The following is a 23,752-nucleotide window of genomic DNA, read 5'->3' as shown; positions in this document are numbered from 1 at the left end:
TTTTTTCCGGCGGAGGTATACTAGTGCGTATGAACAAGCGAAATTATCAAAAAGAACTGGACCGGGAAATCCAAAAACTGGAGGAAGGACATGTTCCTTCTCTTCTGCTGCACAGTTGCTGCGCGCCCTGCAGCAGTTACGTGCTGGAATATCTGTCTGAATATTTTTCCATCACGGTCTTCTACTACAATCCAAATATCTATCCCGAGTCGGAATACCGGACCCGGGTACAGGAACAGAAACGTTTTATCGGCTCGCTCCCGGCGAAATATCCTGTCTCTTTTCTGGAAGGAGACTACATCCCTCATGATTTTTACGCATGCGCCAAGGGAATGGAGCATCTGCCGGAAGGCGGAGAACGCTGCTTTGCGTGTTACCGGCTACGCCTGGAGGCGGCTGTCCGGATGGCAAAGGAAAAGGGCTATGACTATTTTGCCACAACCCTTTCTATCAGTCCTTTAAAAAATGCGGAAAAATTAAACGAAATCGGAGAGGAGCTGGCCGCCTCCCATGGAGTGCGCTGGCTCCCCAACGATTTCAAAAAGCGGAACGGTTATAAACGTTCCATCGAACTCTCACGGGAATACGGTCTGTACCGCCAGGATTACTGCGGCTGTATCTATTCCTGGAAAGAGCGTCATCCAGAGATCTCCTGACTATCTCTCAAGAGCGATCTCCTATATATTTTTGCATATCTGGAGGAAGCGGACTGACAAACTCCATCGGTCTTCCCATAATGGGATGAACAAATGACAGTTTCCAGGAATGAAGCGCCTGCCGCGGCATCTGTTCCTCCCGGCTCCCGTATAGGAAATCTCCTATGAGAGGATGCCCGAAGCTGCTCATATGAACGCGGATCTGGTGCGTCCGTCCTGTCTCCAGCCTGCATTCTATCAGCGTCCAGTCTTTTCCGTGCCGGACCGGACGGTAATGGGTCACCGCGCGCTCTCCATGTTCCAGATCTATCATCCGTTCAATCGCGGAATCTTCTTTTCTTCCCACAGGAAGGTCTATGGTTCCTTCTTCCCGGATCATTCCTTTTACAATCGCCAGATATGTTCGGCGAATCTCTCTTGCCCTCATCTGTCCATAAAGGCCTGTCGCGCTCAATATATGCTTTGCCAGAATCAAAAGTCCAGTAGTATCGCGATCCAGGCGGTTCACACACCGATACACGAAACTGTCTCCCTTTGTCCTTCCATACCATGCCGCCGCGTTAGCCAATGTATTATCATGATTTTTCATAGATGGATGAACCGGCATATCCGCCGGTTTATCTACGACCATCAGGTCGTCATCTTCATAAACTATGCCGAACGGAAGTTCTACTGGTTCTATCTCCTCCGGTACTTCTTCCTTCAGGAACAGATCCATACGATCCCCCTTCCGAAGGGGCTGACTAAGATACACTTCTCTTCCGTTACAGAGTATTCCGCCTTCTGTCTGTTTCAGTAAAATCAGGGCGTGACGCGAATAACCCCGCTCTTTTAGAAACTGCCCTACGGCCATCCCCTGCTCGGCTTCCCCTGCTATATATGAAAAACGGCGCTCATTGTAGAACGGTTCCATCATGTACTCTTTTCAGCGGATACGGTCCGGGAATCCCACTTTACGCTGTACTTTCCGCAGGGTTTTCGTCGCCACATAATCCGCTTTTTCAGCATTTTCCTTGATAATCCGGTCAATGTATGCCTTATCCTTCTCCAGCTGCGCATAACGCTCCTGCAGCGGTTTCAGCACACTGTTCACAGCCTCTCCGACCGCCATCTTGAATTCCCCATAACCTTTTCCGTCGAATTCTTTCACAGTCTCTTCCGGCGTCTTGCCGCTGCATGCGCTGTAAATATCGATCAGGTTACGGATTCCCGGCTGTTCCTCCCGATAAAGGATCTGCCCCTCCGAATCCGTGACAGCTCTCTTGCATTTCCGCATAATTGTGTCCGGATCGTCCATCAGATAAATAGAAGCGTTCGGATTCTCATCCGACTTGGACATTTTTCTGGACGGATCCTGCAGGCTCATGATTTTCGCACCCACCTTACCCACATACGCCTCCGGGACCGTGAATACATCACCGTAAATACCGTTAAAACGCTGCGCGATATCACGGGTCAGCTCCAGATGCTGCATCTGATCCACGCCTACCGGAACCACATCCGCCTGATAGAGCAGAATGTCCGCCGCCATCAGCACCGGATATGTGAAAAGTCCCGCGTTAATGTTATCTGCATGTTTTGCCGCCTTATCTTTAAACTGAGTCATGCGGTTCAGTTCTCCCATATAGGTAAAACAGTTCAGTATCCATGCCAGCTCCGCATGTCCTGACACGTGCGACTGATAATACAGGCAGTTCTTTTCCGGATCCAGGCCTGCCGCTATATAGATCATCAGCAGTTTACGGGCACGCTGACGCAGTGTGGACGGATCCTGACGCACCGTGATAGAATGCATATCCACCACACTGTAGAAACATTCATATTCATCGCTCAGCGTCACCCAGTTCTTCATAGCTCCCAGATAATTTCCAAGAGTCAGGTTTCCTGTGGCCTGCATCCCGCTGAACAGCACTTTCTTTCCATTTATCATTTTCGTTTCTCTCCTATATATTTAATAAATTACATGCAATTCTAAAATACACGATCAGACTGCAGGCATCCACGATCGTAGAGATCAGGGGCGCCGCCATGATCGCCGGATCCAGCTTCAAAAGCTTGGCAATAATAGGCAGTGTGCATCCGATACTTTTAGCCATGATCACGGTAATGTAGAGGCTGATCACCACTGTCAGGCAGATCATAATCTGCCCCGGATACATAATCATAAGCCGGAGAAAATTCAGCGCCGCAAGCAGGAATCCCACCACAAGCGCCACTCTCACTTCTTTCCATATTACCTTAAGAATATCCGACGGTTCTACTTCCCCGATGGCCATGCATCGGATAATCATCGTGCTGGACTGACTGCCGGCGTTTCCACCGGTTCCGGTAAGCATAGGGACAAAGCTTACCAGAAGAGGGAGCACTGCAAAAGCTTCCTCATAATAAGTCAGAATCCCTCCTGTAATCATAGAGCTGACCATGAGCACCGTCAGCCAGACAATACGGTTCTTTGCCAGTTCGAAGATTCCGGTCTTCAGATAAGGCTTATCGCTGGGAAGCATGGCCGCCATCTTTTCAAAGTCTTCCGTAGCCTCTTCTTCCATGACGTCTACCACATCGTCTACCGTAACGATACCCACCAGACGGTTTTCATGATCCACAACCGGAAGACAGATCAGGTCATATTTATTAAACAGATCCATGACCTCTTCCTGGTCGTCCGTAGTTACCGCCTTGATAAAATTGATATCCATAATGTCCTGGATCTTCGTCTCGTAAGGATTCATCAACAGATCCCTGATGGTCACAACACCCTCCAGATGACGCTCCCCATCCATGACAAAGCAGGTATAGATCGTCTCCTTATCCACTCCATGAGCGCGGATATAGGAAAACGACTGCTCCACATTCATATACTTTTTCAGACCGATGTACTCCGCGGTCATAATGCTTCCGGCGCTGTTTTCCGGATACTGGAGAAACTGGTTGATCAGAGTCCTCGTCTCCGGCGTCGCCATACGCATGACTCTTTTCACCACTGTGGCAGGAAGTTCTTCCAGCATATCCACCGCGTCATCCACAAACAGGTCTTCGATGATATTCTGTATCTCCGCATCCGTGATGCCATTAATGATATCTTCCTGGTCATCCGCTTCCAGAAATGCGAATACATCTGTAGCCAGTTCCTTGGGAAGCATCCGGAAAATCAGGACTTTCTGATTGTGGTCCAGTTCTTCCAGGAACTCCGCAATGTCCGCCTCATTCATCTTCATCAGCCTGGACCGGAGTTCACGGAACCTGTGCCCGTCCAGATAATTCTGCAGTTCAGATACATCATTCTGTTCCATTTCCCGTGCCCTCCTCCCATTATAATCCGAATTTCATTTTATCTTTCTTCCTTGCCTTTGTCAACAAACTTTGCTATCATGGAAACAATGATAAAATTAATTACAGGAGGCATATACTTATGGAGAAAATCACCAGTTTTACCATAGACCATATCCGTCTGATCCCGGGAGTCTATGTGTCCCGCAAAGATCAGGTGGACGGTTCATGCATCACAACTTTTGACCTTCGCATGACCAGCCCCAATGATGAACCCGTTATGAACACCGCAGAGGTACATGCCATCGAACACCTCGGCGCTACATTTCTCCGCAATCATCCGGTCTTCGGTTCCAGAATCATCTATTTTGGCCCCATGGGCTGCCGCACCGGTTTCTATCTGCTGCTGGCAGGAGACTATGAATCTTCTGATATAGTAAACCTGATGATTGAAATGTATGAGTTCATCCGGGATTACGAGGGAGAGATCCCCGGATCCAGCCCCAGAGACTGCGGCAATTATCTGGACATGAACCTGCCCATGGCAAAATGGCTGGCAAGGAAATATCTGGATGAAGTGCTGTACGATATCACAGAGGAACGGCTGGTGTATCCGCAGTAACTGACGGCTCAGGGATTTGCCGCATTGATTCAGATTCTGCAAAAATCGGGGACTTATCTCTGGAAACCAGAGTTGTCCCCGATTTTGATGTTCCTTTCCCCCGCCGCAGATGATGGTATTTTACAGCAGGATCCTCTCCAGGTCTTCCGGTACCAGAAGATTTCCGTGATAGTACTGTCTGCCTTCCTCCGTATACAGATTCTTCCTCTCTGCCAGATTCTTATCTTCCGTATGGTACAGGATCAGGTTTTTAGCGCCCAGCGCTTCCGCCTGCTCGCATGCTTCTTTTACCGTCGCATGGTGCTTCTCGTAAGGACTGTACAGATCCCGGTCGCGGTAAAGACAGAATGCCTCATGGAGCAGCCAGTCCGCATTTTCAGCGTATTTTTCCTCATGTTCCTGATAAGGCTCGTCTCCCAGAAATGTAAATTTCCTGCCATTCTGAAGCTTTGTGGTGAATCCGAACTGTTTTGCTTTTGTGGAACGGATATCAAAAAATGTCACATCATAATCCAGGATCTTTTTCGTCTCTCCATCTTTTACGGTACGGAAAAAAATCCTCTCTCCGATCATCCTGCAGAACTTTTTCTGTACTGTAAGCTCCACGATCGTCCGGATCGTCTTTTCCAGTTCTTTATGACAGTAAATCTGCAGATCACCTTCATATTGTCCCTTTTTCATCCTGGTAGCGATCATGCGGATCAGCCACACCAGCCCCAGCAGATGATCTGTATGTTCATGACTGATAAAAATCTCATGTATGGCTTCCAGCGGAATCTCCGCTTTTTCCAGCTGTGTCAGAATCCCGTTCCCTCCCCCGGTATCTGTCAGAAAATATTCTTCCCCGATCTGAATCGCAAAACAGGTATTATAGCATCTGGTCACCGTGGCATTTCCCGTGCCAAGCAGTATCAACGTCTCTGACTGCATATTGTTCACTCCTATTCAAATGTACTGTTTCAAGTATACAAAGTTTCCGATTTTTTATCAATCACCGCATTTAAAGATTTCTGCAAAAAAACAGGGCCGTCAGAAGACGTCCCTGTTTTGTTATTTTCTGTATACAATTCAGGATAGAATCTGCATTACATCCATGCTTTGATCTTTTCATAGATGCTCTTTGCGTCCAGTCCGTATTTCGCGATCAGGTCTTTCGCCGGACCGGATTCGCCGAATACGTCGTTCATACCGATACGCATCATCTTTGTCGGCTGGTTCTCGGAGAGCGCTTCCGCTACGGCTCCTCCCAGTCCTCCGATGATGGAGTGTTCTTCCACAGTCACTACTTTTCCGGTCTTCTTCGCGGAAGCGCATACCAGTTCCGCATCCAGCGGCTTAATGGTATGGATATTGATCACTTCTGCAGAGATACCGTCTGCCTCCAGCATCTTTGCCGCTTCCAGGCTCTCGTTCACTTCCAGGCCGGTAGCGATGATCGTCACGTCTTTGCCTTCTTTCAGCGTGATGCCTTTGCCGATCTCGAACTTGTATGTAGCCGGGTCATTGAATACCGGAACCGCCAGACGACCGAATCTCAGATATACCGGACCTTCGTACTCGACAGCCGCTCTCACTGCCGCTCTCGCTTCCACGTCGTCCGCGGGGCAGATCACCACCATGCCGGGAATCACTCTCATAAGCGCAATATCCTCGTTACACTGATGGGACGCTCCGTCCTCGCCTACAGATATACCTGCGTGCGTCGCACCGATCTTCACATTCAGATGCGGATAGCCGATAGAGTTGCGGACCTGCTCAAACGCACGTCCTGCCGCGAACATAGCGAAACTGGAAGCGAACGGAATCTTGCCCGTTGTCGCAAGTCCTGCCGCCACGCCCATCATGTTTCCTTCTGCGATACCGCAGTCAATATGTCTGTCCGGGAATGCTTTCTTGAATACGCCCGTCTTCGTAGCGCCTGCAAGGTCTGCGTCCAGTACCACGATATTCGGATACTCTGCTCCCAGCTCTGCCAATGCATTACCGTAGCTCTCTCTTGTAGCGATCTTCTTTACTTCTGACATAACGCTTCACCTACCTTCTCTAAATCTGCCATAGCGACTGCATACTGCTCATCGTTCGGAGCGGTTCCGTGCCAGGATGCCTGATTTTCCATGAAAGAAACGCCTTTTCCTTTTACTGTCTTCGCGATGATCGCCACCGGTTTTCCTTTTACTGTCTTCGCTTCGTCAAATGCCGCGCGGAGCTGGTCCATATCGTTGCCGTCCGCCACATTGATTACATGGAAGTTAAATGCTTCAAACTTCTTGTCGATCGGATACGGGGAGTTTACATCCTCGATCCTTCCATCGATCTGGAGTCCGTTATTGTCCACGATTACTACCAGATTGTCCAGGTGTCTGTGTCCCGCGAGCATGGAAGCCTCCCAGACCTGTCCTTCCTGGATCTCGCCGTCACCGAGAAGCGTGTACACACGGTAGGATTTCTGATCCAGCTTTCCGGCAATAGCCATACCTACTGCCGCGGAGATGCCCTGTCCCAGAGAGCCTGAAGACATGTCCACGCCCGGAAGATGCTGCATACAGGGATGTCCCTGTAAATGAGAACCGATATGGCGAAGAGTTACCAGATCCTCTACGGGGAAATACCCTCTGTGAGCCATAGCGCTGTAATATCCCGGAGCCGTATGTCCTTTGGATAATACAAAACGGTCTCTGTCCGGATCTTTCGGATTTTTCGGATCGATGTTCATCTCCTCGAAATACAGGTAGGTAAAAATGTCTGCCGCTGACAAAGATCCGCCCGGATGTCCTGCTTTTGCGCTGTGCACGGCAGTCACAATGCCTTTACGGACTTCATTTGCCATTTTCTTCAATTCTAAAGTCTGCATGATTCTCTCCCTTTCCATACAAAATTATACATTTTTATCATACCACAAATTCCGCACATTTCAAGATCATATCTCACTTTGAAGGCGTCCTGTGAGCTTTTTTTCAGCTGCGTTGCGGACGACTTCCCCAAACTGGGAACCGCAGTGCTCCACCTCTGTCAGCACCAGCCGGATCCCTTCCTCCGAACGGTACCAATTCTCCCTGCTGATCCCCTTGGTGACTACCGGAGAGACGAGAATCTTTGCCTCGGGAAAGCATGCCTGATAATAAAGGCTTGCCCTTCTGGCGTGATATGCCTGGCAGCAGAGGATCGCCGTCCTGACGGACATCCCTGCCGCATCGGTCACTTCCCGCGAACGAAGAGCATTCTCATAAGTAAAAGTGGCTCTGTCTTCTCTCCAGATCGCGTCTTCCGCCACCCCCTGCTCTCTGAGCACGTGATGAAGATACTCCCACTCCGTGCCATAAGCAGGATCGCCGGTGAACCTGCCTGTCAGCTTCCCGTATCTTCCGGAAGGGAGGATCACCGGAGCATAACCTTCCTTCCAGAGTTCTGCCGCGCGCACGGCGAGCACGCCTTCATCCGAACCGGGGATAAAGATGATATCGGACCGCTCCGGCTTGTCCTCCAGAAATATAAATTCAGTAAATACATCCAGAACATTCATTTCAGGATCCCGCTCTCCGCAACAGCCTTCACTGCTTCCCTGATAGTATTCACCGGATATACCAGCGCCAGCCGCACATAGCCTTCTCCCAGCTCTCCGAAACTGCTGCCCGGCACCACGATCACGCCGGCCTTTTCCGCCAGATCCATGGCAAACTTTTCACTGTTGTCGTAATTTTCCGGTATAGGAGCCCATACAAACATGGTTCCGTCACAATCCGGCACTTTCCAGCCTATCCCGGTCAGTCCCCGGCTGAGCGCGCGGCTTCTGCGTTCATATTCCCTGCACTGCTCTTCCACGCTGTCCTGCGGACCCGTCACTGCCGCGATCGCCGCATACTGGACCGGCAGGAACGTACCGTAATCTATCTGAGAACGCACCTTGCGGAACGCCTCGATCACTTCGGCGTTGCCCAAAGCAAAGGAGATCCGCATACCGGTCACATTGTAAGACTTGGACAGAGAAAAGAACTCAATGCCGGTTTCCATAGCTCCCGGATAAGAAAGAAAAGATTTCCCGGTTTTCCCGCCGTATACCAGATCCGCGTAAGCGTTGTCATGCAGCAGAATCACATGATATTTCTCCGCAAACGCGATGGCGTTTTGATAAAAATCATCCCCCGCCACCGCACACACCGGATTAGCCGGCGCGGAAATAATCATAAACTTGGCCTCTCTTGCTGTTTCTTCCGGAATATCATCAAAATTCGGAAGGAAATTATTTTCTTTATACAAAGGATATGTTACGCTTCTGGCTCCGGCCAGCTCCGGTCCGATGCCGAATACCGGATAACCGGGATCAGGTACAAGCACCACGTCTCCGGGATCGCACAGCGCCAGCGCAATATGGGCCATACCTTCCTGGGACCCGTACATGCTCATGATCTGATTCGTCTCTAGTTTCACGCCAAAACGCCTCTGATAGAATCCCTGCATAGCCGCCAAAAGCTCCGGGCGGTCTGACAGAGCATATTTATAATTCTCCGGATCCTTTGCCGCTTCCAGAAATGCCTCCATAATATGAGCCGGTGGCCGGAAATCAGGCGTCCCTACCGAAAAATTGTAGACTGTCCTTCCCTCTTTCAGAAGTTCCTCTTTTTTCTTATTCAGCACAGAAAATATCCCCTCAGGAAAAGCCTGGGATCTTTTGGAAAATTCCATCTTCATCTTATCCGCTCCTTGTTTCTTTATTTATTGACAGCATTTCAGGACGGCATACCTTTTTCCCGCCGTCCTGAACTTTTACGTATATTGTAACGAAACCGTACAGAAAGTCAAGTTTTGCCTTCCCGGCTATTGCAAATAAAAGCATATTCTGCTACATTGATAGGGATACTTCAGAAAACATAAAGAAATGAGAGGTTTTTTCTATGTCAAATAACTGTGATGAGACCAAATGCAACGGCGACTGCGCTTCCTGCGGCGGCGAAGGAGTCACTGTCACTTTGACCCTGGATGATGACAGTACGGTGGAGTGCGCTATCGTAGGAATTTTTGACGCGGGAAGCAAAGAATATATCGCACTGCTTCCTCTGGACGAAAACGGACAGAATGAAGACGGCGAAGTTTATCTGTACCGTTATACTGTCGACGCGAGCGGTCAGCCCAAACTGGATAACATCGAAAGCGATGAAGAGTATGAGATCGCTTCCGACGCCTTCGATGAACTGCTGGATTCCATGGAATATGACGAACTGGTCTCAGAAGATGAACTGAACTGAACCTGAAAATGACAGGGGCGTGCCGCATGGCACGCCGTCACAAAAAGAAGACGCGGACATGTGCCGCGTCTTCTCTGTTATTTGAAAAAGATCTTATAACTCGATCTGAGCAATGACTTCTTTCAGCGCATTCGCACTTGCCTGAAGTTTTGCCACTTCTTCGTCATTCAGTTTTACCGGAACCTTGCCGCGGATACCGTTCGGGCCGGCAAGGGTCAGCGTACTGATACATACGTCCTCGATTCCGTACTCGCCGTGCATCATGGAAGATACGGTGATGACAGAATCTGTAGAAGCGCTCAGGATAGAGCAGAGCTTACATACGGAAGAAGCAATCGCATAGAAAGTAGCACCCTTGTTTGCGATAACGATTCCGCCGGATTTGTGCACAAAATCAACCATTCCGTCTTTGTCCAGATCCTCTACCTCTTTGCCGAAGGATTTCATCAGCGCCAGGTACTCATCCAGCTCCACGCCGGATACGGATGCGCAGCTCCACGGAACGAAAGAGCTGTCGCCATGCTCGCCAAATACGTAAGCGTGGATGTTGCCCTGCGCTACCTGGAAATGCTCAGACAGGGTGTTGCGAAGTCTCGCAGTATCCAGAAGAGTGCCGGAACCGATGATCTGGTTCTCCGGAATACCGGAAATCTTCGTAAATACATAGGTCATAATATCAACCGGGTTGCTCACAATCACGTAAAGCGCGTTCGGAGCAACTTTCGCGATCTCCGGAGCGATGCTCTTCATGATGTTTACATTTGTCTGAGTCAGTTCGATTCTGGTCTGGCCCGGTTTACGCGCAATGCCGGAAGTGATGATGACGATATCGGAATCCTTCGCGTCCTCATACTCTCCTGCCACCAGAGAGATCGGGTCGCGGAAGCAGGTTCCCTGCGCGATATCCATCACTTCTCCTTCTACCTTTTTCTTATTGATATCGATCAGGACAATCGTAGATGCGATATCCATCGTTGAGAGGGTATACGCAATCGTAGATCCTACGCTGCCCGCTCCGATAATAGTTACTTTGCTTTTCATATAAGTAAGCTCCTTTCTCTCATGCAATCAACCTATTATATATAACTGCATGGTTCATGAATTGTAAAATATCCACAACATATATCCTAATCTATTGACATTTTTTTGACAAGTCCTATTTTCATTTTTTTACAAAAATTTTGCTTCTATTTCATCCAGAGTCCGATCAGCTGCATGTTTTCGTCAAAACTAACGGTATATGTGATGCTCGTGTGCTCATACGAAGCGTTCATCTGTACCACCGCCGAACGGACACCCTTTTGCCGTACTTCCGCCATGTACAGATTTCCAAAAGACTGGAACTCTCCCCAGTCGGGAGCAAACTGTTCCTTCACCGCATCCATCTGCTCTTTCGTAAGCACAGATATCATATCTTCTGACGCGTACTCCTGAATCTCTTCATAGTTTCCTTCGCCCAACAGGAGCACTGTATGTTCCGCCAGTTCCTGTACTTCATCTGCCCGGAAAATATCGCTTTCTTCCAAAGGGATGTTTTTAGGCATCATCCGGAACACAATCACAAACAAGATGAGCAGAAGCGCCGCTGCCGTGAGGAATCTGAAGACTCTCTGTTTTTTCTTATACTCCTTCTTTTCTTCCTGTGCAAGGTCCTGGTTGTGAATATCTTTTTTATTCATTTTTCTTTTCCATCCTGTATTTTCTATTTTATCTGTTCTCCGCCAGATACTCCTCCGCATAGTGTGCGGCCACCGCGCCGTCTGCCGCCGCGGTCACTACCTGTCTCACCGCTTTCGTGCGGATATCGCCTACGGCAAAGACTCCCGGAACATTGGTTCTGGTAGACTCATCTGCCGCAATGTACCCCGCTTCATCCGTCTCCAGTACTCCTTTGAACAATTCTGACGCCGGAACTCTGCCAACGCTGACAAAAACGCCGTCCACAGAGAGGACAGATCCTTTTCCCGTCCTCTTATTATGAATCCTCAGACCGGTAAGTTTATCACCATGAAGAAGCTCCGTCACTTCGCTGTCCCAGATAAACTCCACATTTTTCGCTTTCATAAGCGGTTCATGATAGACTTTGGTGGCCCGCAGCGTATCCCTCCTATGAATCATATAGACTTTCTCGCAAATTCTGGACAGTACCAGCGTATCCATCACTGCCGTATCTCCGCCGCCGACGACGGCCACCGTCTTCCCTTTGAAAAACATACCGTCGCATGCTGCGCAATAACTGACCCCGCGCCCGATCAATGAGTCCTCTTCCGGAACGCCCAGTTTCCGCGGAAATGCTCCCGCAGCCAGAATCACGCTGCGCCCCTGGAAATCACCTTCGCTGGTATGCACGGTTTTCACCGGACCTGTTAAATCCGCTCCGAAAACATCCGCAAGCTCCGTCTCTGTTCCGAAACGTTCTGCCTGGGCCTGCATTTTTTCCGCCAGCGTAAAACCGTCGATCCCTTCCTCAAACCCGGGGTAATTATCAATCTGCGTGCTCAGCGCCATCTGCCCTCCTGCGGACAGCTTTTCCAGCAGAATTGTCTTCAGACCTGCACGCACACAATACAATGCTGCCGTGTATCCGCCCGGACCTCCTCCGATCACCACTACATCATAAATCTCTCTCATACCTCTCACCTGTCATTTCCATATTTTTCTATAAACGCTTTTATCGCCGCCTTGGAATCCGGCGCAGCCACAGACCCCGCAGCTTTTCCGTCTTTAAACAGAATCTTTATTCATAGAGTACCCGGCTTCCCGAAAATCTTCCGTGACATTATCACGAAAATGTCCTATACTGATTCCATAAAGGAGAAACAGTCATGGATATTTCAAATTATTTTCCGGTCTGGGACCAGCTGACAGAAAAGGAACAGACGAATCTTTCCGCCTCCTGCTCATCCCGCTCTATCTCGAAAGGAACCATACTTCACAGCGGCTCCGGCGACTGCATTGGCCTTCTTGTGGTGCGGACAGGACGTCTGCGCGCCTTCCTCTCTTCTGAAGACGGCCGGGAAGTTACCCTGTACCGGCTTTATCCCCGGGATATCTGCCTTTTTTCCGCCTCATGCATCATGCAGAACATTCAGTTCGATATCTTTATCGAAGCGGAACAGGACACAGATCTCTGGGTCATTCCTTCCGGCACCTATAAAAAGATCATGGACGGATCCGCGGTTCTGGCCAATTATACCAATCAGATCATGGCTTCCAGATTTTCAGAGGTCATGTGGCTGATCGAACAGATTATGTGGAAAAGCATGGACCGGCGTCTGGCCTCTTTCCTTCTGGAGGAATCCTCTGCGGAGGACAGTCCCGTACTGAAAATCACGCATGAGAAAATCGCTGCTCACCTGGGAACCGCCAGAGAGGTCGTCACCCGGATGCTTCGGTATTTCCAGAGGGAAGGATACGTCCGCCTCTCGCGGGGGACGGTCGAGATCACGGATCCGGCCGCTCTTGGAGTCCTTGATGCCTAGCGCATTCTCATATTGGGCCATATTACTTCCACATATTCATCCGGACACTGATAATCTACATATTCTTCCACAATATTTCTTGCGGGGATTCCTTCTTTCCGCTCTACGTAGCGAAGCAGCGCCATGCCGGAAATCGCCAGATCGCAGGCCATCAGCACCATGCATACCCAGGTCACGATCTTGCCCGTCATGGGCGGAATCCTTTCAATCAGTCCGCTGAGCTTCGGATAAATAATCTTCACCCATACCAGAGCAAGGATTCCCCAGAAGATACAAAACAAAAGATTTGTCCGCCCTCCGATATTGAAGGGCATATCGCTGTAGTCCCAGAATACTGTTCCGAAAAAGACCTCGCTGATCACGCTGCACATATATTCATAAGTGCCTCCCAGGAAAAATCCCCCCAGAAAGATATACCTGTCGTCTTTGCTTGACAATTTATGAAGAAGCACCGTCAGGAGCGCTCCTCCCGCTCCCCATACAATGCTGAAGGGGCCGTAAAGCAGACTGGCCCGGCTCATCCACCTTCCGGTTGTAACGCCCACAAAGACCGTCTCAATCACGACTCCGGCAACTGCGGTGATCACGAAAATCCAGAATACTTTATCCAGACAGATTCCTTTCGCGAACACATAATTTTTCCGATTTTCTTCTTCACCGTCTTCTGCCGCCTGCAGCTTGGGATATGCTTTCTTAAGCCGGTTCCAGATATGTGCCGTCAAACGGCTTCCCACAGTCTTTTTCTGCACCTGCAGTCCCGCTGCCAGCGTCCGCACTCTGCCCGCCTGCAGCTTTTTCCTGGATGCCAGATAAACGGCCGACGCGTCTATGACCACCAGCACCAGAAGCACGCCGGAAACGATCTGTATCAGAAGATCAGGAAGCGCATGAACCGCCAGATACAGAAACGGATGCACCAGCAGGATCACCAGCATGGCGCATACGGCCGCAGCTGCCATATAGAGAAACCCCTTCACCCTGCCGGCGTATACTGATTTTTCATCCTGATTCCACAACTTCTTTCCGGTCAGACGATATGACACTTCCGACGCCAGCTGAGCCACTGCGGAAGTAATCACCATATATGCCACAGGCTGAAAAAGCCAGTGTTCTCTCAGCGTAGGCTGGATCAGAATCAGCAAAACTGCCGCTATCCCATAAGAAAGGGACAGCGGCAGATTCAGTACACCTCTGTTGCAGAACCTGCCGGTCTGCACAGCCATATACAGGACTTCCAGACACCAGCCCAAAAAAGAATAAATGAACAGAAAAAACAGCAGCTCAAAAATACTATAGTCCATAATTGTGTTTTTCCTTTCCATGCCAATTTCTTACTATTGTACTGGAAATTCTTTTTTTATTCAAGATTTAAATGCCTGGACAGAATATGCACAGTCATCAGATGCCAGATCACAATCTGGAATAATGTGATCAGAAGCAGAACCAGCATATACAACAGTCCGAATACGCCAAAGTCCTCCGTAAGATAATATGCTGTATCCGGCAGCGCCAGGCTGACAATAATTGTAAAGATCCCTGAGATCAACGACCACGCAATGCCGATGCCGATATAAGATACACAGGCGCCAACTACTCTGTGCCCTTCAAAAAGCTGGCCCAGAGCCATGGCTGCATACACGCGGTAGACGCTCTCCGCCGTACCTACGATCATCAGCAACACAAAAAGAACCACATTGCAGGACCATATCATTACGCCGTCCGCTTTCACCGCGTATCCGATCAGCTGTCCGATTCCATTCCAGAGTTCGTCAAAACCGCTGATCGCGCCCATAAACATCACCACGCAGCTGACCACTCCCACCAGGATACTGACACAGCTGACCACTGTCGCACAGATTCCCTTGGAAACTACCAATTCCCATGTTTCCACCGGAAGCGTAAACATCAGGTATCCTTCTTCTTTCAGCAGTCCGTTCCAGAATCTCTGAATAATGAACAGAACCGTCATCACCAGAATAGCGATCATAACTCCGAAAAAAACCAGTGTAGTGATACCGGTAATAATCGCGCTGCCCTGAATAAGCGCCTGATTCTCCAGAGTATTCTGGACGGCGTACTCCGCTGTCCCGACCAGCCCCCTGATAGATATGCTGAACAAGAGGGAGATGACCGGCGCCAGAATCCATAGCGGAATCAACGTCCTTGAGATAGATTTCATATCATATTTAATTAATTTACCTAACATTCGCCGTACCTCCGCCATAAGGCACCGTCCGGAATATTTCCCGGAACAGTTCATCCACTGATTTTCCTTCCTGTTCGCGGATATCATCCACCATCTCCTGGCGGATCACTTTTCCGTCCTGAATAAAAAGGACTTCGTCCAGTACCCTCTCCACATCCGCAATCAGATGAGTAGAGATCAGGACAGTTCCCTCCGGATTATAATTATTCAAAATCGTCGCAAGAATATAATCCCGGGCTGCCGGATCCACCCCTGCGATCGGCTCATCCAGAAGATACAGCTTTGCGCTGCGGCTCATGACCAGAATCAACTGCACTTTTTCTCTGGTACCTTTGGACAGGATCTTCATTTTCTGATTTGTCTGAATCTGAAGCGTTTCGCACATCTGCTCCGCTTTTTCCCGGTCAAAATCTTCATAAAAATCCTGAAACAGATCAAACAGATCGCTGACTTTCATCCAATCCGCAAAATACGTCTTGTCCGGCAAATAACTGACGACAGATTTCGTATAAATTCCAGGCTCCTCTCCGTCGATCAGAACCACTCCTTTCTCCGGCCGCAGAAGACCGTTCAGCACCTTCATCAGAGTCGTCTTTCCGGATCCGTTAGGGCCGAGAAGTCCTACAATCCGTCCGCCGGACAGTTGAAAATCCAGGCCTCTCAGCGCTTCTTTTCTCCCGTAGTATTTCCACACATCCTGACACTGTATCAAAACTTCACCCATCTAACTTCCACTCCTCTTTAACAATTCCAGCGCCTGATCTCTGGCATATCCCAGCTGCTCCACCTCTTCATAAAACTGCCGGATCAGTTCTCTCGCCAGCTTCGCACGCATTCCTTCCAGTACCGAGTCATCCTCCGTCACTGTCCGTCCCGCGGTACGGTTCGTTACCGTGAGCCCTTCCGCGTCCAGCCCTGCCAGTGCGCGCTGCATGGTATTGGGATTCACTCCTGCTTCCGATGCCAGTTCTCTCACGCTGGGCAGTCTTTCACCCGCACGAAATCGTCCGGAAAGAATCATTCTGGTCAGCTGTTCCTGCAGCTGGATCCAGATCGGGCGGCTGTCATCCAGTTTCCATTCCATCTGCTCACTCCTTTGCCGTGCATTATTGTATTATTAATATAGTACAATAATACTCTGCCCCGGTTCATTTGTCAATCCCTGTATTCTAAAAAACAGCAGATCCTGCCTGGAAGACCAGAAATGCCATCAGCCAGGCAATCAGAAGCTGTACGCAAACCATAAGTCCGGTCCATTTCCAGCTCCCTGTCTCTCTTTTCACCGTAGCAAGCGTCGCCAGACAAGGTACATAAAGAAGGCAGAATACCATCAGCGCATAGGCGTTGAGCGCTCCGAATCCCATACCTTCCAGCACGGCGGCCAGTCCGTTCATACCGGAAATTCCGGTCACATTGCCAATGCCGAACAGGACGCTGCAGCTGGACACCACAACTTCTTTTGCCGCGATTCCGGAGATCAGCGCCAGTACGATCTGCCAGTAGCCAAGCCCCAGCGGCGCAAAAACCGGCACGAGCGTTTTACCGATCAGAGCCCCGAAACTCTGTTCCATATCTGTCGTAAATCCCTGAGGTCCTAAATTCATCACGCACCACATAATCATGGAGGCAAGGAAGATTGTCGTTCCGGCCTTCGTCAGATAATCTTTCACTTTCTCCCATACATAGACCCGGATCGTATGGGCATTGGGCGTCTTATATTCCGGCAGCTCGATCAAAAGCATATTTCCGTTCTCTTTCCGGTCCGCCAGCTTCATGATAAAGGCGCCCAGAATCGCCATCGCCAGTCCGAGCACATACATGGAAAATGCGGCGATCATCGCTCTGTCGCCGAAAAACATCTCAGAAAAAAGCACATAGATGGGCAGACGCGCGCTGCAGGACATAAACGGTGTGACCATGATCGTCTTCAGACGATCCCGGGGATTTTCCAGCACCCTGGAAGCCATAACCGCCGGCACCGTACAGCCGAATCCCAGCAGCATAGGCAGAAAAGCACGTCCGGAAAGGCCGATCTTTCCCATGATACCGTCCATCACATACGCCACTCTGGCCATATATCCGCTGTCCTCCAGAAAAGCCAGCGCCAGGAACAGAATAAATATATTGGGCAGAAAAGTCAGAATTCCTCCCACACCGGCCAGGATACCGTCCGTAACCAGAGAGATCAGCAGCGGGTTCGTATGGATCGTTTCCATCGCTGATGTGACAAGCCCTGTCAGACTGTCCAGCCCGATCTCAAAATAGCCTTTCAGCCAGTCTCCCACAGTAAATGTCAGGAAAAACACCAGCGCCATGATCAGCAGAAAGACCGGCAGCCCCCATACCGGATGTGTCAGGACCCGGTCGATACGGTCTGTTGACTCTGCCTTCCGGCTCCGGTTCGCCACACACTCCGTCATAATTTCTTCAATAAAAGAAAACTTCTGGTTGATGATTTCTTTTTCATAATCCCTCTCCAGAATCTCCGACCAGTTCAGCGGATATGCTTTGCGGATCTCCACATCGTTCTCCAGCACTTTTATGGCATGCCAGCGCAGATTATCGATCTTCGGATAATTTTTCTGCAAAAGATCCGATATCTCGTCAATCTTGTCCTCCACATCGTCGGAGTACACCATGGCGTACATTTTATGATGTTCTTCCGCGTCCTTGTGATGGCTTTCTTCAGGCTCATGATGGTGAATCAGTTTCTCTCCCAGAATTTTATCCTTATGATGGGCCACCGTATGAATCAGGATCTCAAGACCGGTCTTTCTGCGTGCCGAGACAGGCACACAGGGAATCCCCAGCATCTCCGGCAGGCGGTGCAGATCGATCTCCATCCCCCGCTCCTGAACAATATCCATCATATTCAGCGCCAGAACCACCGGTTTCCCCAGTTCAATCAGCTGAAGCGTCAGATAGAGATTTCTCTCCAGCGCCGACGCGTCTGCCACGTCCACGATCACATCCACCTCATCGCTCAATATGTACTGCCTTGTCACAGTCTCTTCCATTGTATAGGAAGTCAGGCTGTATGTACCGGGCAGATCCACCAGACGGAACGTATCGTCATGAAAACGCATGGCTCCTTCTTTTTTTTCCACCGTTACTCCCGGCCAGTTGGCCACTTTCAGATTAGCTCCTGTATAGGCATTAAATAATGTCGTTTTTCCACAGTTCGGATTTCCTACAAATCCTACCGTCAATTCCTTCTTACTCATACCGGTTCCACCTCGATGTTCTTTGTGATCTGTTCTCCTATTGCAAACCGGGTGCCTCTGATCTTGATAATCATAGCCCCTCTTTTCTTCCTGTTCACCACAGAAATCACAGTTCCTTCCAGCATTCCCAGCACTTCCAGGCGGCGTTCCGTCTGGACGGGAAGGTCCATATGCAGCACTTTGAGCCTGCTGCCTTTCGCTCCTTCATTCAATCTCATCTGTACACCTCTCGCTCGTCTGCCCCGGCAAATATATGCTGATATCTTTATTCTCCGGTTGTCCGGGGCTCAAACATCATAATGCAGCTGATAATATTTATCAGCTGCATTATAGCGAATTTTTATTATTTATGCAACAGACCCGGATTTACTCCGCCGCAGTTACGGGAGTGATGGTGATATTTGCCGCTTCGATTCCGGTTTTCCGTTTTACGATATCCTCGATCTGGGCACGCTCCGCGTCACTGACCTGCGTGTTGCTCACTACCACATCCGCCGAAGATTCATTGATACTGACTACCACGTCGTTAAAGCCCTGCGCGGACAGCAGCGTCTCCGCCGCCAGTTCCTTCTCCGCAATGTCCGTCATCTCCACCATTTCATCGATTGCTCCCTGCTTCTGTTCATCTGTAATATTGGTGCTGTTGATTAACTCCATAAGTATTTCCTTATTTCTGGAACGTGTCTGTTCCCTGGTCACTTTTGCTTCCGACACCAGGCCCACGCCTACGCTGCTTCCCACCATCACCGTATCTCCCACTTCTGCTTCCGCCTGTTCTTCCGCCGCAGGTTCTGCCTCTTCTTCTGCAGCTTCCGTATCTTCATCCAGGCTGGCGATGTCCCCGGTCTCCTCCGTACCGGTCTGCGCATAGATATCTTCCGCCGAAATATCTTCTGCCACGCTTGCATCCTCTGTATCTTCGATCGCCGAGCTGTTGGCGCTTAATAAATCCTCATCCAGTCCGGTCCCCGAATAATTCAGGTATCCGGCCACCGCGATCATGGCGGCCAGCGCGGTGATAATCATCTGATTTTTTTTGAATACCGGTTTCTTAAATATCTGCTTCACTTGCTTCCCTCCATTTTCATTATTTTAATTTTATGAGCCTCTATGCCAAATAATGCCTGCGCGGCCTCTATAATCTCCTGCTTCACTCTGCTGGAATCCCCTCCCTCGGCGATCACCAGAACTCCTTCCACTCTCGGATTAGTTTCGGAAGCCACATATGGGGTTCGTCCGCTGTTCCCGCTCTCTTCATAGACTGTCTCTTCCTGTGTGCTGTCTTCCGTAACTGTCTGGTCCTTCTCCACCTGTTTTTCCCCGCTTCCCTCGAAAGTCAGCATAATTTCAACATTTCCCACTCCTTCTACCCGAGACAGAAGCTCACCCAGTTTCTGCTCCATTCGGGTTTCATAGTCGTTTTCCGCATCCTCCCGCGCTGTTTCTTCTTTCTCCTCTCCCACCGGTTTCTCCCTGTCTACCGGAATCGCTATCACCGCCAGCAAAAGACCGAACAGCACCAGAATCAACAGCTGATCTTTCCTTGGCGGCCAGTATCTCTTTTTGATTTCATTCCATTTCACCGGCACAGTTCCCGCCTCCTCTCAGCATCTACCGCAGATCGTCCGCTTCCTGCACGGTTTCGTATACCAGCGCTTCCGCATCCAGAGTCTCTGTCAGACGGAATATCCTTAAAACCGGCTGGAGCAGCAGCAGTACCAGCAAAAGCCCCAGATAAAACCGCACATATTTCTCATAAATTTTGCCGGGAAGCAGATTCAGCACCGTCTGCTCCAGCAGATAAAAAACCGCCACATATCTTACCATATCCAGAATCTCCTGCATCCCGGCATACCCCCTCTCTATCCGGACGCCGCTGTCGCCAGGGCAATAGTCAGCAAAAACAGCACCAGGACAGTAAAAACAGTCTGGAACAGCAGACGGACCGCATGGCCCATCCCGGTCAGGCAGCCGGTGATGCGTTCTTCAGACACCGGCTGCAATATGGCTGCCAACAGATAATACGCCGCCATGATCACCCCCAGCTTTGCCAGGGGGACCAGACACAGCAGAATCAGCACCGCCAGCGCAGCCGCTCCTACGCCATTCTTGATCAGCATCGCCGAACCCAGCACCAGATCTGTGACAGAACCTCCCACGTCTCCCACCCCCGGCACCATCTCGATCCCTTTACTGACCGAAGAGGCCCGGAACGCGTCCGCCGCCGGAGTAATCAGACCCTGTATCATATGAAATCCCATAACTGCTGCCAATACCGCTTTCAGGCTCCATCCCACCAACATTTCCACCAGTTCGGTAAGACGTCCCAGTCTGCCTTCTCCCGACATTCCATTGACCAGCGTCAGTAATACATAGATCTCAACGCAGGGAAGCACAAACGCCTCTGCCAGCCAGCGGACCGCCGAAATCAGCAGGAGAATAAATTCATAATACACTCCGGCTGACGTCACCCGCGCCGATAAAGTCATGGCCAGAAAATACGCCGGAGCAAGAACGGTCATAAAATCCCGCATATGATCCATAACCTGCTCCGCGATCCCCATACTGTTCTGAAACGAAGTCAGCAGAAGCAGAAAAAGGAGCATATAGATCATGCAGAAACTGATCTGTGAGACACTGCGGTTCTGGAAGACATCCGCAAAGTGAACCAGAAACGCCGCCGCGACTGCCAGAATCAGAATATGTACCCACATCTGCCGTTGCTGCAGCAGTTCTTTAAAAAATGTATCCTGCAGGAAACCCGCCAGCGACTCCCAGGAAAACAACTGTCCCCCTTCTGTCCCCCGCATTACCATATCCCCAAAATCCAGGCCGTTTCCCAGAAGTTCATCCAGCAGCTGCTGGATCTCTGAAAAATCAATATCTCCCATGTCAGCCTCCCAGGAATGTCCGCACGGTATCCAGAAGCGCCGTCAGAATGGGGATACTGACAGCAAGCACCGACAGCTTTCCAAACATCTGGATCTGTCCGGCCACCGCCTGATATCCGGCGTCTTTGCACAGATCAGAAGCAAATTCGGCAATATATGTGATTCCCACAATCTTGATCAGTGTCCGGATATATCCCGCATTCAGCGGCAGAGTGTCCTGGATCATTTCCAGTCCCTCCAGAATGCTTCCCAGCTGCTCCGTCATATACCAGAAAATAAGCGCACTGACTCCCAGACACAGATATATGGAATATTCTGACTTTAACGATTTCAGCTGCAGCGCCAGAAGCACACCTGCAATTCCCAGCAAAGCCACCCGAACCATCTTTGTTCCTCCTATAAAGTAAACAGCCGCTGCATGGTAGTAAACAATTCGTATACATAGGGAACAATCCACAGGAGCACCAGAATCAGTCCCGCAAGGCTGGTCAGAAATGCCTGCTCCTCCCTCCCGCTGTGCTTCAGTACCTGAGAAAGGACCGACACCAGGATACCCACCGCGGCAATCTTGAAAATCATGGTTTCATCCATCTTTCTTCCGTTTCCCGTCCTTCCTTTATATGATCAGAACCGCCAACACAGCGCCGCTTAAAATTCCCAGATACCGGTACAGTTTTCTGCGGCTTTCCGCCGACTGTTCCGCCTGCTCCGCCGACTGTTTCAGCTGGTCCAGATAATAATCCAGCGTGCTCACCTGCATCTCCACATCCAGGCAGCCCAGCATGCTCCCCAGTTTTTCCAGTTCTGTCAGTTCCTGTCTGGTAATATGCAGGCCCGAAAAATGTTTCTGAAGATTCCGCGTCCAGATCTCTTCCGCAGTCTGTCCGCTTCGATCCTGAAGTTCCAGAGATGTCTGACGGAAAAAATCGGAAAAAGGAGGCGATGCGCTGCCGGCCAGATTAAAAAAAGCCTCCGGGAGGGTCCGGTGCATATACCGGATCTCCCCCCTCAGCCGCAGCATCAGCTTCTGGAGCTGCAGCAGTTCCTCGATCCGCAGTTCCAGTTCCCTGGCCATAGACATGCCCAGCCCCGTACTTCCCGCCAGGATACACAGGATTCCTACTGCCTTCAGCATACACTCTCCCCCTGTCTGTCCAGGATCTGTCCGATCCTGCCGGGAATCTTCCCGGCTTCCAGGAACACATATCTTTCAAATATTCCCTGCTCGACAAGTTCTCTCAGCACGGGTTTTTGCAGCAGCTCCTCCATACAGCTTCCGTGGACCGTAGCGAGCAGGACGCATCCGCAGTTCATGGCATAGCGGAGCGATCCCGCGTCTTCCCGGCCGCCGATCTCATCCACAGCCACTACATCCGGAGCCATGGACCGGATCAGCATCATCATACCCTCCGCTTTCGGACAGCCGTCCAGCACGTCCGTACGCATCCCCACATCGTTTCCCGGTACTCCCCGAAAACATCCGGCGATCTCCGAACGCTCGTCCACAACCCCGACCGTTTTTCCCGGACGCGTGTCAGAGCCGTCGGAGATCTGGCGGATACAGTCCCGGAGGAGAGTCGTTTTGCCTCTGCCCGGCGGGGAAACGATCAATGTATGCAGCAGTCTCTCCCCTTCCCATATATACGGCACCAGCGGATCCGCACAGCCCCTGATCTGATGGGCGAACCGGATATTCAGCGAGGAGATCTCTCCCAATGTTTTCACCCGCCCGGCTTCCATCACCGCCTTTCCGGAGAGCCCCACCCTGTGGCCTCCCGGAAGGGACAAAAAGCCCTGTCTTATTTCAGCTTCATAGGCATAGAGAGAATAACTTCCCAGATATGCCAGAATCTCTGCCGTCCGGTCCCGGCTCACTGTCCTGCCTGTCACCAGTTCCCGGTTCCGGTACCGGATCAATATCGGACGTCCCGCCCGGATCCGGATTTCCTGCAGCCCATCCGGAGACAGATGGAGAGACTGTACCAGCTCCCGGATCTCTTTTGGAAATATGGATAATACTTCGTCACACTGCATGTTTCCCACTCCTTACCCCCAATATATGAGACCGGGACAGGTTTTATACCGCAAAGACGGAGGAAGCGGGAGACAAAAAGTCTGCTTCCCGACTCTTTGTCTCCCGCTTCTTCCTCTCCTCCCTGTCCGG

General features: G+C 50.4%; 29 protein-coding genes. 4 read left to right on the top strand and 25 right to left on the bottom strand.

The window, feature by feature from the left end:
• Positions 1 to 29 precede the first annotated feature (29 nt).
• Positions 30 to 656, top strand: a complete 627-nt coding sequence (locus B5F29_RS02140; RefSeq protein WP_087153021.1) for an epoxyqueuosine reductase QueH — start codon at positions 30 to 32, stop codon at positions 654 to 656.
• 7 nt (positions 657 to 663) lie between these two features.
• Here the strand turns inward: B5F29_RS02140 and B5F29_RS02135 are convergent, their stop codons facing one another.
• The 3 genes from B5F29_RS02135 to mgtE are packed head-to-tail and all read right to left on the bottom strand — an operon-like array spanning position 664 to position 3,946.
• Complete coding sequence (locus tag B5F29_RS02135; RefSeq protein ID WP_206414157.1) at positions 664 to 1,569, bottom strand: RluA family pseudouridine synthase; 906 nt, start codon at positions 1,567 to 1,569, stop codon at positions 664 to 666.
• A 12-nt stretch (positions 1,570 to 1,581) separates the two neighbouring features.
• Positions 1,582 to 2,586, bottom strand: coding sequence for a tryptophan--tRNA ligase (gene trpS, locus B5F29_RS02130; RefSeq protein WP_087153020.1), 1,005 nt, complete (start codon positions 2,584 to 2,586; stop codon positions 1,582 to 1,584).
• Between the two features lie 13 nt (positions 2,587 to 2,599).
• Positions 2,600 to 3,946: a magnesium transporter gene (mgtE, locus tag B5F29_RS02125; protein WP_087153019.1), complete on the bottom strand. Its 1,347-nt coding sequence runs from the start codon at positions 3,944 to 3,946 to the stop codon at positions 2,600 to 2,602.
• A gap of 119 nt (positions 3,947 to 4,065) precedes the next feature.
• Between mgtE and B5F29_RS02120 the strand changes: the two genes are divergently transcribed.
• Complete coding sequence (locus B5F29_RS02120) at positions 4,066 to 4,545, top strand: S-ribosylhomocysteine lyase (protein ID WP_087153018.1); 480 nt, start codon at positions 4,066 to 4,068, stop codon at positions 4,543 to 4,545.
• 120 nt (positions 4,546 to 4,665) lie between these two features.
• On the opposite strand, the gene B5F29_RS02115 is transcribed toward B5F29_RS02120, so the two are convergent.
• From B5F29_RS02115 to B5F29_RS02095, 5 genes are all read right to left on the bottom strand, one after another.
• Entirely contained in the window at positions 4,666 to 5,475 is an 810-nt protein-coding gene (locus B5F29_RS02115) for an MBL fold metallo-hydrolase (protein WP_087153017.1), read from the bottom strand.
• Positions 5,476 to 5,630: 155 nt separating this feature from the next.
• Positions 5,631 to 6,569 carry a transketolase family protein gene (locus B5F29_RS02110; RefSeq protein ID WP_087153016.1) on the bottom strand — a complete coding sequence of 313 codons (939 nt, stop codon included), beginning with the start codon at positions 6,567 to 6,569 and terminating at the stop codon, positions 5,631 to 5,633.
• On the bottom strand, positions 6,557 to 7,396 hold the full coding sequence (locus tag B5F29_RS02105) for a transketolase (protein ID WP_087153015.1): 840 nt from the start codon (positions 7,394 to 7,396) through the stop codon (positions 6,557 to 6,559). The genes B5F29_RS02110 and B5F29_RS02105 overlap by 13 nt, the downstream gene beginning before the upstream one ends.
• Before the next feature lie 66 nt (positions 7,397 to 7,462).
• Entirely contained in the window at positions 7,463 to 8,065 is a 603-nt protein-coding gene (locus B5F29_RS02100) for a YdcF family protein (protein WP_087153014.1), read from the bottom strand.
• Positions 8,062 to 9,231: an aminotransferase class I/II-fold pyridoxal phosphate-dependent enzyme gene (locus B5F29_RS02095; protein WP_087153013.1), complete on the bottom strand. Its 1,170-nt coding sequence runs from the start codon at positions 9,229 to 9,231 to the stop codon at positions 8,062 to 8,064. The genes B5F29_RS02100 and B5F29_RS02095 overlap by 4 nt, the downstream gene beginning before the upstream one ends.
• A 203-nt stretch (positions 9,232 to 9,434) precedes the next feature.
• Here B5F29_RS02095 and B5F29_RS02090 point away from each other — a divergent pair, with 203 nt between their 5' ends.
• Positions 9,435 to 9,785, top strand: coding sequence for a DUF1292 domain-containing protein (locus B5F29_RS02090; protein WP_087153012.1), 351 nt, complete (start codon positions 9,435 to 9,437; stop codon positions 9,783 to 9,785).
• A gap of 93 nt (positions 9,786 to 9,878) precedes the next feature.
• On the opposite strand, the gene B5F29_RS02085 is transcribed toward B5F29_RS02090, so the two are convergent.
• From B5F29_RS02085 to trxB, 3 genes are all read right to left on the bottom strand, one after another.
• Positions 9,879 to 10,826, bottom strand: coding sequence for an L-lactate dehydrogenase (locus tag B5F29_RS02085; protein ID WP_087153011.1), 948 nt, complete (start codon positions 10,824 to 10,826; stop codon positions 9,879 to 9,881).
• Between the two features lie 146 nt (positions 10,827 to 10,972).
• Complete coding sequence (locus tag B5F29_RS02080; protein ID WP_162608339.1) at positions 10,973 to 11,464, bottom strand: DUF3887 domain-containing protein; 492 nt, start codon at positions 11,462 to 11,464, stop codon at positions 10,973 to 10,975.
• Between the two features lie 28 nt (positions 11,465 to 11,492).
• Positions 11,493 to 12,416 carry a thioredoxin-disulfide reductase gene (trxB, locus tag B5F29_RS02075; protein WP_087153009.1) on the bottom strand — a complete coding sequence of 308 codons (924 nt, stop codon included), beginning with the start codon at positions 12,414 to 12,416 and terminating at the stop codon, positions 11,493 to 11,495.
• A 194-nt stretch (positions 12,417 to 12,610) separates the two neighbouring features.
• Here trxB and B5F29_RS02070 point away from each other — a divergent pair, with 194 nt between their 5' ends.
• Complete coding sequence (locus B5F29_RS02070) at positions 12,611 to 13,267, top strand: Crp/Fnr family transcriptional regulator (protein ID WP_087153008.1); 657 nt, start codon at positions 12,611 to 12,613, stop codon at positions 13,265 to 13,267.
• Here the strand turns inward: B5F29_RS02070 and B5F29_RS02065 are convergent.
• The 14 genes from B5F29_RS02065 to spoIIIAA form a co-directional block, all read right to left on the bottom strand.
• The gene (locus B5F29_RS02065; protein WP_162608338.1) at positions 13,264 to 14,568 is read right to left on the bottom strand and encodes a putative ABC transporter permease; all 1,305 of its coding nucleotides are present in this window, start codon (positions 14,566 to 14,568) and stop codon (positions 13,264 to 13,266) included. The two genes, B5F29_RS02070 and B5F29_RS02065, sit on opposite strands and share 4 nt — an antisense overlap.
• 56 nt (positions 14,569 to 14,624) lie before the next feature.
• Entirely contained in the window at positions 14,625 to 15,473 is an 849-nt protein-coding gene (locus B5F29_RS02060; protein ID WP_087153006.1) for a hypothetical protein, read from the bottom strand.
• Positions 15,463 to 16,197, bottom strand: coding sequence for an ABC transporter ATP-binding protein (locus B5F29_RS02055; protein WP_087153005.1), 735 nt, complete (start codon positions 16,195 to 16,197; stop codon positions 15,463 to 15,465). The genes B5F29_RS02060 and B5F29_RS02055 overlap by 11 nt, the downstream gene beginning before the upstream one ends.
• On the bottom strand, positions 16,198 to 16,557 hold the full coding sequence (locus B5F29_RS02050) for a GntR family transcriptional regulator (protein WP_087153004.1): 360 nt from the start codon (positions 16,555 to 16,557) through the stop codon (positions 16,198 to 16,200).
• 85 nt (positions 16,558 to 16,642) lie between these two features.
• Positions 16,643 to 18,697 carry a ferrous iron transport protein B gene (feoB, locus tag B5F29_RS02045; protein ID WP_087153003.1) on the bottom strand — a complete coding sequence of 685 codons (2,055 nt, stop codon included), beginning with the start codon at positions 18,695 to 18,697 and terminating at the stop codon, positions 16,643 to 16,645.
• Positions 18,694 to 18,915: a FeoA family protein gene (locus B5F29_RS02040; RefSeq protein WP_087153002.1), complete on the bottom strand. Its 222-nt coding sequence runs from the start codon at positions 18,913 to 18,915 to the stop codon at positions 18,694 to 18,696. Before B5F29_RS02040 ends, feoB begins: the two co-directional genes overlap by 4 nt.
• Positions 18,916 to 19,063: 148 nt before the next feature.
• Entirely contained in the window at positions 19,064 to 19,765 is a 702-nt protein-coding gene (locus B5F29_RS02035) for a SpoIIIAH-like family protein (RefSeq protein WP_242955553.1), read from the bottom strand.
• Complete coding sequence (locus B5F29_RS02030; RefSeq protein ID WP_242955552.1) at positions 19,762 to 20,286, bottom strand: stage III sporulation protein AG; 525 nt, start codon at positions 20,284 to 20,286, stop codon at positions 19,762 to 19,764. Before B5F29_RS02030 ends, B5F29_RS02035 begins: the two co-directional genes overlap by 4 nt.
• Before the next feature lie 22 nt (positions 20,287 to 20,308).
• Positions 20,309 to 20,542 (bottom strand): stage III sporulation protein AF, encoded by a 234-nt coding sequence (locus tag B5F29_RS02025; protein WP_087153001.1) that lies wholly within the window; start codon positions 20,540 to 20,542, stop codon positions 20,309 to 20,311.
• Between the two features lie 17 nt (positions 20,543 to 20,559).
• On the bottom strand, positions 20,560 to 21,588 hold the full coding sequence (locus tag B5F29_RS02020; RefSeq protein WP_087153000.1) for a stage III sporulation protein AE: 1,029 nt from the start codon (positions 21,586 to 21,588) through the stop codon (positions 20,560 to 20,562).
• Between the two features lies 1 nt (position 21,589).
• Positions 21,590 to 21,973 carry a SpoIIIAC/SpoIIIAD family protein gene (locus B5F29_RS02015; RefSeq protein ID WP_087152999.1) on the bottom strand — a complete coding sequence of 128 codons (384 nt, stop codon included), beginning with the start codon at positions 21,971 to 21,973 and terminating at the stop codon, positions 21,590 to 21,592.
• Positions 21,974 to 21,984: 11 nt separating this feature from the next.
• On the bottom strand, positions 21,985 to 22,179 hold the full coding sequence (gene spoIIIAC / locus B5F29_RS02010) for a stage III sporulation protein AC (RefSeq protein WP_087152998.1): 195 nt from the start codon (positions 22,177 to 22,179) through the stop codon (positions 21,985 to 21,987).
• A 25-nt stretch (positions 22,180 to 22,204) separates the two neighbouring features.
• Positions 22,205 to 22,723 carry a stage III sporulation protein AB gene (locus B5F29_RS02005; RefSeq protein ID WP_087152997.1) on the bottom strand — a complete coding sequence of 173 codons (519 nt, stop codon included), beginning with the start codon at positions 22,721 to 22,723 and terminating at the stop codon, positions 22,205 to 22,207.
• Complete coding sequence (gene spoIIIAA, locus B5F29_RS02000; protein WP_087152996.1) at positions 22,717 to 23,622, bottom strand: stage III sporulation protein AA; 906 nt, start codon at positions 23,620 to 23,622, stop codon at positions 22,717 to 22,719. Before spoIIIAA ends, B5F29_RS02005 begins: the two co-directional genes overlap by 7 nt.
• Positions 23,623 to 23,752 lie beyond the last annotated feature (130 nt).

It is taken from the genome of Lachnoclostridium sp. An196 (assembly GCF_002160135.1).
Lineage (GTDB): Bacteria > Bacillota > Clostridia > Lachnospirales > Lachnospiraceae > Hominiventricola > Hominiventricola avistercoris.
The sequence above is the reverse complement of the archived record's forward strand: the minus strand, read 5'-3'. Positions and strand labels throughout refer to the sequence as shown.

Excerpts from the sequence above, each read along its gene's own strand:
- B5F29_RS02040 (WP_087153002.1), bottom strand. The coding sequence starts at position 18,915 with ATGAGATTGAATGAAGGAGCGAAAGGCAGCAGGCTCAAAGTGCTGCAT.
- B5F29_RS02065 (WP_162608338.1), bottom strand. The coding sequence starts at position 14,568 with ATGGACTATAGTATTTTTGAGCTGCTGTTTTTTCTGTTCATTTATTCT.
- B5F29_RS02140 (WP_087153021.1), top strand. The coding sequence starts at position 30 with ATGAACAAGCGAAATTATCAAAAAGAACTGGACCGGGAAATCCAAAAA.
- B5F29_RS02050 (WP_087153004.1), bottom strand. The coding sequence starts at position 16,557 with ATGGAATGGAAACTGGATGACAGCCGCCCGATCTGGATCCAGCTGCAG.
- B5F29_RS02090 (WP_087153012.1), top strand. The coding sequence starts at position 9,435 with ATGTCAAATAACTGTGATGAGACCAAATGCAACGGCGACTGCGCTTCC.
- B5F29_RS02110 (WP_087153016.1), bottom strand. The coding sequence starts at position 6,569 with ATGTCAGAAGTAAAGAAGATCGCTACAAGAGAGAGCTACGGTAATGCA.
- feoB (WP_087153003.1), bottom strand. The coding sequence starts at position 18,697 with ATGAGTAAGAAGGAATTGACGGTAGGATTTGTAGGAAATCCGAACTGT.
- B5F29_RS02135 (WP_206414157.1), bottom strand. The coding sequence starts at position 1,569 with ATGGAACCGTTCTACAATGAGCGCCGTTTTTCATATATAGCAGGGGAA.
- B5F29_RS02115 (WP_087153017.1), bottom strand. The coding sequence starts at position 5,475 with ATGCAGTCAGAGACGTTGATACTGCTTGGCACGGGAAATGCCACGGTG.
- spoIIIAC (WP_087152998.1), bottom strand. The coding sequence starts at position 22,179 with ATGGATGAAACCATGATTTTCAAGATTGCCGCGGTGGGTATCCTGGTG.
- B5F29_RS02070 (WP_087153008.1), top strand. The coding sequence starts at position 12,611 with ATGGATATTTCAAATTATTTTCCGGTCTGGGACCAGCTGACAGAAAAG.
- spoIIIAA (WP_087152996.1), bottom strand. The coding sequence starts at position 23,622 with ATGCAGTGTGACGAAGTATTATCCATATTTCCAAAAGAGATCCGGGAG.
- B5F29_RS02080 (WP_162608339.1), bottom strand. The coding sequence starts at position 11,464 with ATGAATAAAAAAGATATTCACAACCAGGACCTTGCACAGGAAGAAAAG.
- B5F29_RS02120 (WP_087153018.1), top strand. The coding sequence starts at position 4,066 with ATGGAGAAAATCACCAGTTTTACCATAGACCATATCCGTCTGATCCCG.
- B5F29_RS02025 (WP_087153001.1), bottom strand. The coding sequence starts at position 20,542 with ATGCAGGAGATTCTGGATATGGTAAGATATGTGGCGGTTTTTTATCTG.
- mgtE (WP_087153019.1), bottom strand. The coding sequence starts at position 3,946 with ATGGAACAGAATGATGTATCTGAACTGCAGAATTATCTGGACGGGCAC.
- B5F29_RS02085 (WP_087153011.1), bottom strand. The coding sequence starts at position 10,826 with ATGAAAAGCAAAGTAACTATTATCGGAGCGGGCAGCGTAGGATCTACG.
- B5F29_RS02055 (WP_087153005.1), bottom strand. The coding sequence starts at position 16,197 with ATGGGTGAAGTTTTGATACAGTGTCAGGATGTGTGGAAATACTACGGG.
- B5F29_RS02020 (WP_087153000.1), bottom strand. The coding sequence starts at position 21,588 with ATGGGAGATATTGATTTTTCAGAGATCCAGCAGCTGCTGGATGAACTT.
- B5F29_RS02095 (WP_087153013.1), bottom strand. The coding sequence starts at position 9,231 with ATGAAGATGGAATTTTCCAAAAGATCCCAGGCTTTTCCTGAGGGGATA.
- B5F29_RS02105 (WP_087153015.1), bottom strand. The coding sequence starts at position 7,396 with ATGCAGACTTTAGAATTGAAGAAAATGGCAAATGAAGTCCGTAAAGGC.
- trpS (WP_087153020.1), bottom strand. The coding sequence starts at position 2,586 with ATGATAAATGGAAAGAAAGTGCTGTTCAGCGGGATGCAGGCCACAGGA.
- B5F29_RS02015 (WP_087152999.1), bottom strand. The coding sequence starts at position 21,973 with ATGGTTCGGGTGGCTTTGCTGGGAATTGCAGGTGTGCTTCTGGCGCTG.
- B5F29_RS02060 (WP_087153006.1), bottom strand. The coding sequence starts at position 15,473 with ATGTTAGGTAAATTAATTAAATATGATATGAAATCTATCTCAAGGACG.
- B5F29_RS02005 (WP_087152997.1), bottom strand. The coding sequence starts at position 22,723 with ATGCTGAAGGCAGTAGGAATCCTGTGTATCCTGGCGGGAAGTACGGGG.
- trxB (WP_087153009.1), bottom strand. The coding sequence starts at position 12,416 with ATGAGAGAGATTTATGATGTAGTGGTGATCGGAGGAGGTCCGGGCGGA.
- B5F29_RS02100 (WP_087153014.1), bottom strand. The coding sequence starts at position 8,065 with ATGAATGTTCTGGATGTATTTACTGAATTTATATTTCTGGAGGACAAG.